The sequence below is a fragment of the Bacteroidales bacterium genome, assembly GCA_014860585.1.
Classification (GTDB): Bacteria; Bacteroidota; Bacteroidia; order Bacteroidales; family 4484-276; genus RZYY01.
Genome location: JACZJL010000107.1, coordinates 1 through 13,877, shown reverse-complemented (window position 1 = coordinate 13,877; position 13,877 = coordinate 1). Strand labels below are relative to the sequence as shown.

General features: G+C 41.6%; 7 protein-coding genes. 2 read left to right on the top strand and 5 right to left on the bottom strand.

Annotated elements, in window-relative coordinates:
- Positions 1-42 precede the first annotated feature (42 nt).
- The 5 genes from IH598_11255 to IH598_11235 all read right to left on the bottom strand — a co-directional run bounded on the left by IH598_11255 (position 43) and on the right by IH598_11235 (position 5,635).
- Positions 43-1,203 (bottom strand): efflux RND transporter periplasmic adaptor subunit, encoded by a 1,161-nt coding sequence (locus IH598_11255; protein ID MBE0639087.1) that lies wholly within the window; start codon positions 1,201-1,203, stop codon positions 43-45.
- Positions 1,204-1,219: 16 nt separating this feature from the next.
- Positions 1,220-2,572, bottom strand: a complete 1,353-nt coding sequence (locus IH598_11250; GenBank protein ID MBE0639086.1) for a TolC family protein — start codon at positions 2,570-2,572, stop codon at positions 1,220-1,222.
- A complete protein-coding gene (locus tag IH598_11245; protein MBE0639085.1) occupies positions 2,569-3,210 on the bottom strand; it encodes a TetR/AcrR family transcriptional regulator in 642 nt (213 codons plus the stop codon). Before IH598_11245 ends, IH598_11250 begins: the two co-directional genes overlap by 4 nt.
- Before the next feature lie 138 nt (positions 3,211-3,348).
- Positions 3,349-3,969 carry a hypothetical protein gene (locus IH598_11240; GenBank protein ID MBE0639084.1) on the bottom strand — a complete coding sequence of 207 codons (621 nt, stop codon included), beginning with the start codon at positions 3,967-3,969 and terminating at the stop codon, positions 3,349-3,351.
- 97 nt (positions 3,970-4,066) lie between these two features.
- A complete protein-coding gene (locus IH598_11235; protein MBE0639083.1) occupies positions 4,067-5,635 on the bottom strand; it encodes a T9SS type A sorting domain-containing protein in 1,569 nt (522 codons plus the stop codon).
- A 180-nt stretch (positions 5,636-5,815) separates the two neighbouring features.
- Here IH598_11235 and IH598_11230 point away from each other — a divergent pair, with 180 nt between their 5' ends.
- Positions 5,816-7,030 (top strand): dicarboxylate/amino acid:cation symporter, encoded by a 1,215-nt coding sequence (locus IH598_11230; protein ID MBE0639082.1) that lies wholly within the window; start codon positions 5,816-5,818, stop codon positions 7,028-7,030.
- Between the two features lie 316 nt (positions 7,031-7,346).
- Positions 7,347-13,877: hypothetical protein (locus IH598_11225; protein ID MBE0639081.1), on the top strand; the 6,531-nt coding region annotated here is incomplete at its 3' end.

The following is a 13,877-nucleotide window of genomic DNA, read 5'->3' as shown; positions in this document are numbered from 1 at the left end:
TTTCGTGTTTTAAATCGTAGTATTCAGGTTGATGCTGAGTTGTCAAAGTGCTGAAAATATCAGATCAACAGGCTCTCCAAGGGTTACATTGTTCAATCCGAAAGTAATGACTACATCATCGCTTGCAAGACCTGAGGTGATTTCGATTTGATTATTGTAAAATAAACCCGTGGTCACTTTTCTTAATTCAGCAATCCATTGGTCGTTCTTTTTCGATGCAATAAAAACAAAAATTTCGTCATCTGATTTTTGCAGGGCGTTCACAGGAACAATTATGGCTTCAGTGTTTTCATATGTTTTGATGGTTACGATAACCAGCATGTTGGGGTTAATTTTCTTGTCATCCGGCAGTAACAATTCGATGTCGAAAGTTCTGTTTTGAGGGTCTATTACATTTGAAATGGCCGTAATTTTTGCATCAAGACTGAGGCCGGTAATTGGGAATTCAACAGTCGCCCTATCGCCCCGTTTAACCTGGCCTATCATATTTTCTGCTAATTTTGCCCTAACCTTAAGTGAGGAAAAATTGGCAACCCTGATCGCCCCGACATTTGGAATAGCTGCTTCACCCTCCTTAATCGCTATGTGATCAACAACCCCGTCGATTGGTGAGTATATCCTGGTTTTCTCCAATTCAGTATTTACATTTTTAAGTTTGATCTGTAAATCCTCAACCTGGGTCTTTGCCTGTAGGTACTGAATTTCGGTGCCAATCTTCTTTTCCCAAAGATTCTTCTGGCGTTCGTAAAGTGTCTGAGCCAGTTCAAGGGCGTTCTCAAGTTCTTTGACCGACTGCAGAATACTTTCATTGTCCAGCTCGGCCATCAGTTGTCCACTGTTGACGTAATCGCCTTCTTTAACCAGGATTCGGCTGACGAGGTTAGGACGCTGTGCTGGAACAAAAATGTTGTTGTCCGACTCAACTTTCCCTCTTACTTTTACAAAATAGCTAAAAAGCTCAGGCTTTAACACCAGAGCATTAACCGATGGCACATGATCTGTTTTTCCGGTTTTGTCTCCACTTACAGCCATGCGCTGTTCGATTTCTTTAATTTGGTTATCTAAGCTGTTACGCTCACTTATAAGTTTCTGAAGTTGGGATGAGTCATCAGTTTTTGCTGAACATCCGGCAATAATTAAAACCGAAAACAGAATCAGAAATGCGGATTTAATTTCATTCCTGAATAGGATTTTAAAGTTCATTGGGATCACTTTTATGTTAATTATTTAATCTTTCCAGCTCAAGTTTGTTATTTAACAGGTCGAGCACAGCCATTACGTAATCGCGTTCTGAATTGAGGAACTGCGTGTAGATTTGCTGCAATTCGATAGAGGAGGTGACTCCCTCAAGAACTTTCAGTCGTGTGCGGTCGTAAATTTTTTGTGAAAGTTCCAATCCCTGTTCCTTATTTTTCATCACTTTCCATGCATTGATGAAGTTGTTCCTTACAGTGCTGTATTGAATATTCAGACCTGCCTGTAATTTGTTGTCAGTTACTTCAAGCTGGTCAAGTTGTATTTTAACCTGGTTAATTTTTGCTGAGCGGTTGCCACTTTCAAAAATCGGAATGTCCATTTGCACTCCGAATATAGTGGTTGTGTACCATTGCTGCGTCATGTCCATAAAGTTCCATTCGTTGCGCTGTGCGTTTTCGGCATAATTTACAAAAGCATAAAGCCTTGGAAGGTAAAGCGATTTATATCGTTTAAGATTGAGATTGGTCAATTCTTGTTGGTTTTGGAGAATACGGTAGTCGATGTTTCGACGATAATCAAATCCTGACTGCACGAGTACTTCCTGGTCAACCTTTCCAAGCAGGTCATCAAGATTATCGGTGAGTTCAATTTCATTTTCAAGTTTGAGACCCATCTGGAATTTAAGCATGTTTTTCGACACGGAAAGATTGTTTTGGATATTCATCAGCGTGGCATTCAGATCAGAAATAAGCAGGTTAACCTGATCAACATCAATATCTTCAGCAAACCCATTTTCGTAAAGCGCCACATTGGCATCCCTGATTTCGGTTAGCGACTCGAGGAGAGAATCAACAATTAGCTTGTTTCGCTCGGCAATCAGCACCAGGTAATAGGATTGTGAAACATTTTGCACCAATTCTATAAGTGCTTTTTCGTGTTGTTTTTGCGACAAGTCCACAATAGCCCGCATGGCTTGCAACCCGATAATGTACTCCCCGCTGAAAATCAGCTGGCTCGCCGTGGCAGAAAGACTCATATTGTATTTCGTTCCAAATTTTACCGGTATAAATGTTCCTGCTTCCTCGCCAAAGAATTCACCCGGGATGAGTTGCGTCGGAATGTTGATAAAATCATTATAAGCAATCGACCCACTGACTTGTGGTAAACCAATAGCAGCCGTTTCCTTCACTTTTTCACGAGCTATATCGATTTCTTTCATCGCATTGATGATGTCGTAATTATTGTCGAATGCAAACTTTTTCGCATCTTCCAACGAGATACGCATTACCGAGTCATTTGATGCGATTTCCTGCGCTGTGAGGCTGTTGAACAATATAACAACAGCGGAAAAAAGAAAACTCAACAGATTTTTCATTGTAAGTTTTTAAAAATTAATTGTGATTTACGTTGTTCAAAATATTCCAATCCTTCCGGATTAACTATTCCCCTGATGTGATTTTCAAACATGATCTCAAAAATTTTTTCGAAAGTCACATTGGCATCGCTCCAGAATTCTCCGGAATGTAAGACTGCGATCTTCTGCACGTATAGTCCTGCGATCAGATCAACATCAAGGTCATTGCGGTAAATATTTCCTGTTATACCTTTGCGGAGGTTTTCGACCAGCACTGTATAGGTGATTTGTTTTTCGTTGTTGATGTGTTCTTTAATCACATCAGGGTAGTACTTCTTCAGGTCGAAAATGTTGGACGGCGAAAATTTGGCATATTCATCATTCACCCTTTTACTGATACTGAGCAACTCGTCAATAGCATTAAGATTCTGCTCTTTCAAATCATCATACCAAAGTGTAAATTCCTGAAGTACAACCTCCAATGCTGTGGATAACAATTCAGCTTTGTTGTCGAAATGCTCATACAATGTTTTTTTCGACATACCCAGTTCCCTGGCAATATCGTCCATCGAAACGCTACGGATGCCATAAGTCTTGAAAAGATTCACACTTTTGGCAACAATTCTTTTTATCCTTTCCGCTTTCTCAGTATTTTCCAATGCTTTATGATGTTGAATTTTTACAAAATGACCCAGGAAACGTTTTTAATAAAATTCGTTTCCAAAGTTTTTGCAAAGAAACTACTTTAAACGGGCGGTGTTTACAGAAATTTGATGGTGTAAGAAGATGTTAAAGTTCTAACGACGCCAATCCACTCTCTTCATCCTTTTTTCAAAATACTTAAGTCCTTCGGGAGTTGCCACACTGCGGACGAAATTCTCAAACATCACTTCAAAAAGGGTGTGAAAACTGAATTGTTTAGAGGGGAAAATATCTTCGTTATGGATGTCGATCAGTCTGCTGAGGTAAAGACGGGCAACCAGTTCTATGCTCAGGTCTGTTCGGTAAATCCCCTGACTGATTCCCTTCTGAAGGTTGATTTGGATTTTACCGAAAATATAGTCAACCCGTTTTTGAAAATGATCCTGGTAAATTTCGGGGAACCGCTGTTTGAGTGATCGGGAAATTGCCGGAGTGACATCGTAATACCGGCTTGCAATTTCACGGCTGACGATCATCAGGATATCAATGGCATTCATCCCTTCAAAGTTGTACTCATCAAATATGGCTTTGAAACTATCACGCTCATATTCGAGCACTTTCGATGCGAGATCTTCTTCGTCCCTGATCATACTGAAAAGTTCATCCTTGCAGATTGAAAGTTTATCACAAATGGCCTGAACTGAAAGGTTTTCGATTCCTTCTTCAACGGCCAGCATCCGGATTTTCGAGAGAAAAGCTTTTAATCGGTCGTCCATAATTAACGATTTACAGGATAATTAATTTTTACAAATGTATATTCAAAAGTTTAAATGAAACACTTATTAAACAATCAACCAGGTATTTGCGTATGATTTATCGTTCGATGATCATTTTTCTGACCTGGTTAACCTCGTTTCCTGAAAGGGAAAAATAATAAACGCCCGGGCTTAACTGGTAAGCCCTCGAATCGAAATGAACTGTATAATTGCCGGGAAATCGGTATTCATCATCCACCAGGGTAGCCACCTCACGTCCGAATAAATCAAAAATTTTCAACGAAATTGTTGAAGCCCGCTTTAACCGGAAAGAAAAACCTGTGCTGCCATAAAAAGGGTTTGGGTAGTTTTGCTCCAGGGCAAATGGAATGACGGGTGTTTGTGCGTTTTCGACTGAAAGTATCTGGCTATCAATGATCGCGGTCATTATGCTGCGTTGCCCGTCATGCATCCTAGTCCATACTGGTCTGATTACGTTGTCATGTGCGGTTACATTGTTATAGTCACCAAAGAAAATCCATGAGTTGGGTATGAAAGGTTCTTCGCTTACTTTATAGTTGAAGAAGGTATTACCTCCATCTTTCGAAACGGCCATATACACATCAGTCTGGTTATCTGTATAATTTCGACGGTCGTAAAACACAACATGGAGGTAGCCGGTCACCTGGTCAATAGTCATCCATGTGAAAAACTGTTGATTGCCCGGCGGGTCATTGTTTACCCGCTTTCGCTCCGACCATGTTTCGCCGCCATCGGTGGATTTGATCAGCCATACATCGGTGTCATCTTCTCCGTTTCGCTGATCTGACCAGTTGATATAAATTGTGCCATGATTGGGTCCTCCGCTCAGGTCACAGACAGTCACAGGGAAGCCATTAGCGCGGTAAATCCCGGGTATGGCTATGTCCCAGCCTCCCGGAAGATCAGAAATAAAAATATCATTTTCAAGCCAGGTTTCACCCTGGTCTAAGGATTTATCGAAAACAAGTCCGGAAGGCCCAGACCATGAGGCGTAAATCTCACCGTTTGGCCCAACAGCCGGAACCGATCCTTCCACTGTATTGTCGCTGTCGATACAATCGCCATCCACTTCATTTATCCTCAGCGCCGGCGACCAAGTCATTCCACCGTCAGTTGATTTTGAAAACATGATGTTGCTTCGGTGGCTTGGGTTGGAACTTCCATAACTGTCAAATTGGGTCCATGTTACATAAATATTTCCATTGTTCCGGTCAATGATTACCCAGTGTTTGTCCTGGGCTTTAGTACCGTTCAGCCCCATATAAGTTCCTTCATTCCAGGTAACACCACCATCGGTTGATTTCTGGCAGACTATCCTGTCGATCCAGTTGCCGCTTGGCGGATTGGAGAGGTGGAAAAAGTAATAATGTCCGTTATTATCCACCATAGTTACCGGGTCGCCCCAAACACCCAGAGATGCAGAAGTAAGTACACCATATTGCCAGGTGTAGCCTCCGTCGTCAGAATAAAAATAGAAATTGAGGTTGGATCCACCTATCAGTCGGTTGGTATTATTGGGATCAATAGCAATAGTTGGTTCATTCGGGCCATCCACATTTACAATCATAATGTTTTCGTGTTGACTAAAAACCAATGAGTTGAAGAATAAAAAACCGAGCAGTAACAGTAACTGTATAATTTTCATTTTGCAAAATTTAATTCAATGGGTAAAAGTATATAAAATCTGATAATCCGGTATTTGTAAAAACTAATCAACGTCATTGGAAACAACATCATGGTCTGTTTTGGATAAATATTATACTTTAGCCCAAAAAATAAGAATAACCCAACATGGTTGTGTATTCGGATCATGAAAGACATTGATATGAAAAAAATTGAGCTGCACTGGCAAATTCTGATTGCATTGATTCTTGCCGTTTTATTCGGAATTTTTTTTAAAGGTTATGTTGGTTATGTTTCATGGATGGGCGAGATTTTTCTCAGGGCGCTCAAAATGATCATTATTCCACTCATCATCAGTTCCATTATATCGGGTATCACGAACATAGGAAATGCAGATAACATTGGCAGACTTGGCATCAAAACAATCATTTATTATTTGACAACAAGTGTTTTTGCAATCTTCACAGGGCTTGTTCTTGTCAATATTTTCAAGCCGGGAATAGGTGCAGACCTGAATTTGAAACAACAAGTGGATCTTGGTATGGAGAGTGACACCCTTGCCACAACGCTGATTAAAATAATTCCTGACAACATTTTCAATGCGATGTCTTCCAATGGTCAGATGCTTTCGGTTATATTTTTTGCCATGTTGTTTGGTTTTTTCATCACCCGCGTAAAGACTGATTATCAGGAAATGTTGACAGGTTTTTTCAACGCTGTTTTTGAGGTCATGATGAAACTGACATTGTTTATCATTAAATTCACACCGTTCGGTATTTTTGGGCTTGTAGCCGAGAAAGTAGCTCAACAGAACGATTTGTCTGGACTGATGCAAAGTATGGGTCTTTATATGTTGGTAGTCATTACAGGGCTTGCAATTCACTCGATCATTACCCTTCCGTTACTCGTGAAATTAGTTGGTAAAACAAAACCAATGAAGCATTTCAGGTGTATGCAAACACCTTTACTTACTGCATTTTCCACCTCTTCCTCAAGTGCAACGCTACCACTTACAATTCAGGCTGTGGAGAACAATTCAGGGGTTTCAAACAAAATATGCAGTTTCACCTTGCCTTTAGGTGCAACTATCAACATGGACGGAACGGCACTGTATGAATGCGTTGCTGTAATTTTCATAGCCCAGGCTTATGGAGTAGAGCTTAGCTTCGTTCAGCAAGTCATTGTTGTTATTACGGCGTTGCTCGCCTCAATTGGAGCTGCAGGAATCCCGATGGCCGGACTGGTGATGATAACTATTGTTCTTTCTGCTGTCGGACTACCTTTAGAAGGGGTTGGGCTGATTTTGGCAGTTGACCGCATTCTCGACATGTTCAGAACCACTGTAAATGTATGGAGCGATACATGTGGGGCTGTGATCATTGCAAAGATTGAAGGCGAAATGCTGAAAACAGATTAAAAGTTTTCAACAATAAAAATAATTGTTTTTAACTTTTAATTTTCCGGTACACTATTTATACTGTGTAAAAATTTCTATTTTAAGGAAATTGTAAAATACTGAAAAACAAAATATTATGACAATAATCAATTTTTTTGATATATTTTTTTATTTGATAAGTGAGGATTATTAATATTTTTACCACCGCAAGTTATTAACAAGTGATAATGTTGTTTTAAACAAGCCAAGTACAATATCTCCAAAACCAATTAAAGTGATTTCTGCATTTTAAGATGTGGAATTTAATGATCGAATCTTCATAAAGAAGGGGGGAAATATGTACTGTTTTTACAAGAGATTTGCAAGCGTAGTGTTTTTACTGGTTGTTATTGAAATGCTTGCTGCTTCGTCGCTTCGGGCCGCTGAGCCAGGAGCAGACTCAGCCAGCCAATTCAATTTCGAAAATAGTGCTGTTACCAACTATTTTCTTGATGATCTGACGGAAGAAAGAAAGAAACAGATTCTGGATTCTTTGCTTCAGGTTGAAAACACCCGTGGATCAGGATTTCCGCCAGTTTGGGATACACCTGTAAACACTGGAACAATTCATGGTTATATTATTAACCTTGCTGCCAATCCACGAATAAATGACATTCCGTTGCAACCCGGAGATTATATGGGAGGGTTTTTTCTTCGCAATGGTGTAAGGGTATGTGGTGGCGCCAGGATGTGGACAGGCACGGAGAATGTAATCCTAACTTTATTTGGTGATGACAACACAACCCCGATTAAGGATGGATTTTCGGGTGGAGAACTGATCGAATTCAGATTTTTTCTTTGGGAGACCCAGAAGGAGTACATTGTTACGGTCATATCGTATTACGTGAGTACCGGTTATGTCACTAATGGCCGATGGTACCCGACATCATTATCAATGGTGATGAATATGAAGGCGGTTACCAACCTCGATTTTTATATTAGTGCATCAGAAAATCCGGTTTGTATAAACAGCCAGGTAGCCATGAATGCCAATGAATTTGTTGGGGCAGGAGGGCCATATACTTTTTCATGGACATCAAACCCGCCGATATTAACTTCCAATGTCCAAACGCCCCCTCCTGTTACTCTCGATGTTACCACTGACTTTTATTTAACAGTGACCGATCCAAATTACACCTCTACACATCAGCTTACTGTTGTTGTTCATGATCACCCTTCCGCTTCGGCAGGGAATGATGGGGAAATATGTGCTAATCAAACATTTACCGTTACAGGAGTGTCCACCAATTCACTGAATACACAATGGAATACGAGCGGTGACGGGACATTCAATACTCCATTACAGTCTTGTGCTATATATACACCAGGGGTTCAGGATATTGCAAATGGTTCAGTAACACTTGTTTTTTCTGCGGAGCCACTTAGTCCATGTTCGCTAATTGCAACTGACGATTTACAGCTTACCGTGCTACCCATACCAATCGTTAGTGCAGGTGAAGACAGGAGCGCCTGTGGCAATGAAACCATCATTTTAGAGCCCTCTGTTACCAATTACAGTTCTGTTGCCTGGACCACAAACGGATCAGGAACTTTTACAAATCCCAGTTCACCTGTTACACAGTATATCCCTTCAAATAGCGATATCACGAACGGAGTAACGCTCACCATCAGTGCACAGGCCATAAATCCATGTGTGGCCTCCGTTTGCGACAATCTTTGCATATCCTATTTGCCGGGGCCCACCGCATCAGGACCTGCAATTATTCGTCGCTGCCAGGGTCAGACATTTTCTCTCAATGGGAGTGTTTCCAACAATTCCGGAATATTATGGACTACCCAGGGTGATGGTACTTTTTCAAATCCAACTATAAAACCAACAGTTTATACACCAGGCCCACAGGATTTGGCAAACAAGGGAACGATAGTAACATTAAATGCGCTTCCCATTGCACCCTGTTCGATTCCTGCAACAAAAGATGTAACACTTTTCATACAACCCCTTCCTCAAATCATTTCTTTTGGCCCAAATACTGATTCCCTGTGTATAACAAACAGTTATTTACAATTAGCAGCAGAGGTGTTTGAAAGCGATGTTCTTTCATGGTCAACCAGTGGTGATGGAACATTAAGTTCGACCAATATTTTAAATCCAAAGTACTATCCCGGTCCAAATGACAAGGCCAATGGTTCTTTCACGCTTACTCTCTTTGCCGGTCCAAAAACTTATTGCAGTACTGGAACCACACTCAGTAAATCTGTTGTAATTACTCCCCTTGCAGAAGTTTTTGCAGGTGCAGATGCTGAAATTAATGCCGGGGAACATTTTGTCACTATAGGGTCCTCCGCTGATAATTATTCTGAAGTACAATGGATTACAACCGGAGACGGGGTTTTTGAAAACGCTTCAGCAGTAATCTCCACCTATGTGCATGGGATGACGGATGAAATATCTGGACAAGTTGATCTTATCCTTATTGCTCAACCCATAGCGCCCTGTTCGATCATTTCATCGGATACCCTAACACTTTCAATAGTCAACACCGGTGGTCATCATGCCATAGCTGATGCCGGTTCAGATCAATTGATCTGCAGTGATGAAGATGTTTTGTTAATTGAAGCCAATGCTGCTTTTTATGCTTCACTGGAATGGAATACCACCGGAGATGGTTTTTTCGAGAATCCATTCCTGCTCAATCCGGTTTATCATCCCGGAACAAATGACAAACAGACCGGAACGGTTTCCTTGTGTCTGACAGCATTTGCCTACGAGGGTTTTGAGAATTCTACAGACTGCCTGATTGTAAACATCACTGGAAAGGCCAATGTTCAAGTTGGCGAAGATGCAACGATATGCGAAGGTATGCAATATCAGCTATCTGGCACTGCAGGGAATTATTCCGGGTTTGTTTGGCAAACTTCCGGTGACGGAGTTTTTATCAATCCACAGTCACTTAGTCCGGTTTACCAGCACGGCCCGTCGGATGTACAACTAGGATCAGTACATCTATCTTTAAAAGCATATGGTAACCAGGGGTGTGGTGAAGTTGAAGATTTCCTTACGCTGTTTATTCAACATTTGCCAGTGGTTTTTGCAGGCTCAGATTTTATAGCTTGCTCAAATTATATGATCCAATTATCCGGAGAGGCTCAATACTATGAACTGCTTACCTGGGAGACCAATGGGGACGGTATATTCAATGATCCAAACCACTTACAACCATTTTATACACCTGGTGCAAATGACCTTCTTAATGGTTTTGCGACTTTTTGCCTGACAGCCTTTGGCATCAATGGCTGTGGCATTGCTGAAGATTGTATCACCGTTTACTTTCAGGCACCTCCGATAGTTTATGCTGGCGATGATTTATCTTTTTGTCAAAATGAAATAGTTCCTTTATCCGGGACAGCCGAAAATTCTGGAACAATTCTCTGGACAACTTACGGGGACGGATTATTCAATGATGCTCAAACACTGAACCCGGTTTATACACCGGGAATTTCAGACATTAATAACGGTCAGGTTTTACTTTGCCTTTCAGCTTCTGGTATAGAGGATTGTGAAAGTGTGTCAGATTGCCTGACCCTCTTTATCCAACATTCACCATCTGCCGATGCGGGGCCTGATCTTTCGGTTTGTGGCAATCAGCCGGTAATGATTGATGCAACCGCTGATAACTATACTGAACTAATCTGGACTACAAATGGCGATGGTATTTTTGATGATATTGGAACGATAAACCCGGTCTATTCGCCCGGTGAAAATGATTTGATTATAGGCTTTGCAGAGCTGTGTTTAACTGCGATGGGCAACTCTGTTTGCTATGATGTGACCGATTGCACGACAATCAACTATTTCGCTTCACCGATTGTAGAAGCTGGTGAAAATATAACGATTTGTTCCAGCGAAGAGGTGCAGCTTTCGGGTTTTGCTTATAGTTACAACGGTTTGATCTGGGAAACCAGCGGAGATGGGTCATTCAACAATGCCGGATTATTGACTCCAATTTATGCTCCCGGCATGAATGATCGTGAGACGGGCTCGGTTCAACTGTGTCTAACTGCTGGCGGGCAGGGTGTTTGCAATGATGTGGCTGATTGTTTAACAATTACCATCCAAGCTTTAGCTGTAGCTAATGCTGGAAATGATGCCACTGTGTTGATTGGTGAAGATTTTCCAATTACCTCAGCATCTGTGGAATTTTTGTCAAGCCTGGAATGGACTACAAGCGGGACAGGAACATTCAGTAATCCGGCAATCGTGAACCCGATCTACCAACCAAGCAATGATGATTATAGCAATGGAAATGTTGTACTCACCCTGACTGCTTTTCCGGTTGAGCCATGCTCTGTTTCAGCAGTGGATCAGGTTGAAGTTACTTTTGTGATCGACTGTGATGATGCAGTTGCATTTGCAGGTGAGGATTTCACCACTTGTGCCGTGGCTTGGCTGAATTTATCCGGTTCGGCTGAGTATGAAGAATCAGTACTTTGGCAAACTGAAGGTGATGGAAGTTTTTCTGATGCTACTGCACTTGAAGCGCAGTATTTTCCGGGCTCAGACGATATTTCATCAGGGTTAGTAAATCTAAGCTTAACAGCCTTTGCTTTACCAGATTGTGCAAATGATACCGATTACATCGTAGTAACGTTGTCGCCTTTTCCTCAGGTGAATGCCGGAAATGACCAAACAATTTGTGAAAGTGAGATTGGAGCAGTTTTAACAGGAACTGCCGCAAACTTCTCAACCATTTTGTGGACAACATCAGGTGATGGTTCCTTCTCCGACGCAGGTGCACTTTTTGCCATTTATAACCCTGGCATTGCAGATGTCAATAGCGGTGAGGTAACACTTACGCTTACGGCCTATAGTGATTTTTGTCCTGAAGTTTATGATCAGGTCATGGTCAGCATTACCCGTAAGCCTATTGTTTTTGCAGGAGAAAACGCATCTGTTTGCGCCGGCGCAACATTTTTTACTATTGATGCTTTTGCTGTAAACTTTGATCATCTTCTCTGGTCAACATCAGGTGGTGGTCAATTTGAAGCACCTGATCAACTGCATACTATTTACCATCCATGTATAGAGGATATTAACAACGGTTATGTGGAATTATGCCTCAAAGCTTTTGCAGATGAGCCGTGCGATGATGATGAAAGTTGTTTTATCTTATCCCTCCTCCCGCACGCATCAGTTTTTGCGGGTGAAGATGTTACCATTTGTCAGACACAATCTGTGATTTTGACAGCCAACGCTTTGAATTTTAGTTCCGTTATCTGGGAATCTGAAGGAGATGGTTCATTTAGCAATGCATACAGCCTAACTACTGAATACGTTCCCGGCCCTCAGGACATCGATTTCGGAATCGTTCAGTTGTCTGTAACAGCCTCATCAATAAATGGATGCAGCGATGCTGTTTCGACATTGGTGGTAACTGTCGAAAAATCACCTAACGTTAATGCAGGTAATGATTTAACGATCTGTGAAACAGATGATATTGTTCCCCTTGCCGCTACTGCCGGGAATTACACATCCATTCTCTGGACAACCGATGGAGATGGTGTTTTTTCCGATGCATCAGCACTAAATCCGGACTATGTTCCCGGTGCAGTTGATATCATGAACGGGCATGTGAACCTTTCCATCACTGCTTTTGCAAATGACAAGTGCGACGATGCTACTGATCATGTTTCAATTACTATCCAACAAGCTCCATTTGCTGATGCAGGAAACGATTTAACAATTATTGCCGGTGACAGTGTTTCGATCATTAATGCAACTGTGCACTCAGTATCTGGCATTGCATGGTCTACAAGTGGCTCAGGCTTGTTTAATAATCCGGCAATTATTAACCCGGTTTATTATCCCAGCCAGGGCGAAATTGATTTTGGGAGTGTCACTCTAACACTAACTGCATTTCCATTTGATCCATGCTATGTTGCAGCGGTTGATCTTATTCAGATTACCATTATGGCAGGTTGCGAGGATGCAATTGCTGATGCTGGTGAAGATGTAACCATTTGTGCAACAGGATCGGTAATTCTGTACGGTATAGCACTGAATGAACAATCAGTACTTTGGCAAACATCGGGTGATGGCATCTTTACCAACCCAATTTCCCTTGAGACAGTTTATTATCCGGGTGTAAACGATATCTCTTCAGGTACCGTTACGCTCAATTTAACTGCCATCGCTCACCCCAATTGCATTGATAGTACTGACTTTATGCAGGTAACCCTGTCACCTGCACTTCAAGTGGACGCAGGTACTGATCAAACAGTCTGTGAGACTGAAGATAGTATAGTTTTAGACGGCTCTGCAAAAAATTTCACCGATGTTTTTTGGACAACCTCCGGAAATGGTATTTTTACTGACCCAGGCTCACTCAATACGACCTATTCCCCAGGCAATCAAGATCTCATCAATGGTGAAGTAATGATAACCCTAACTGCCAACAGCAGTTTTTGCCCATCGGTCAGTGATCAGTTATTAATTTCCTTCAACCGCTTACCCATAGTTTTTGCAGGAGAACATAGTTCAGTTTGTTCAGGTGAGGTTTATATGATCAGCGATGCTTTTGCGGTGAATTACCAACAACTTTTCTGGTCAACAAGCGGTGATGGATATTTTGATGCTCCGGATCAACTGAACACAACCTACCAACCGGGAGAGCTGGATATGATTAACGGTTCAGCAGAGCTGTGCCTCAAAGCCTTTGCCCTTAATCCTTGTGCTGATGACGAACATTGTTTTACCCTGACCTTCCTGCCCAATGCAACTGTTTCTGCCGGAGAGGACATGTCGGTTTGCGAGTCGCAAACAGTGAGTTTATCTGCCACTGCAGAAAATGATGAAAGTGTTCTCTGGGAA